The sequence below is a fragment of the Neisseria sp. P0016.S008 genome (genome assembly GCF_051957775.1).
In the GTDB taxonomy this organism is placed as follows: domain Bacteria; phylum Pseudomonadota; class Gammaproteobacteria; order Burkholderiales; family Neisseriaceae; genus Neisseria; species Neisseria flavescens_B.
Genome location: NZ_JBQCWB010000046.1, coordinates 1 through 237, shown reverse-complemented (window position 1 = coordinate 237; position 237 = coordinate 1). Strand labels below are relative to the sequence as shown.

Annotated in this window: 1 protein-coding gene; it reads left to right on the top strand. The window is 28.7% G+C overall.

Annotated elements, in window-relative coordinates:
• The coding region (locus ACTHS8_RS10925; protein WP_440373720.1) for a hypothetical protein at window positions 1–237 on the top strand (237 nt) is incomplete at both ends.

The following is a 237-nucleotide window of genomic DNA, read 5'->3' as shown; positions in this document are numbered from 1 at the left end:
GGGTTTGTTTTGTGGGTGTGGTTGTTTGTCCCCCGGGGGTGTTTGTTGTTGTTTGCTTTTTTGTTCCTTGGTTTTGTTTTAAAAAATTATTTTTATTTTTTTTTTTTTTTTTTTGGGGGGGCAAAAAAAAAAACCCCCCAAAAAACACAAACAAAAAAAAAACAAAACAACACCAAAAAAAAAAAAAAAAAAAAAAACACACAAACCAAAAAAAAAAAAAAACAACACACACACAAA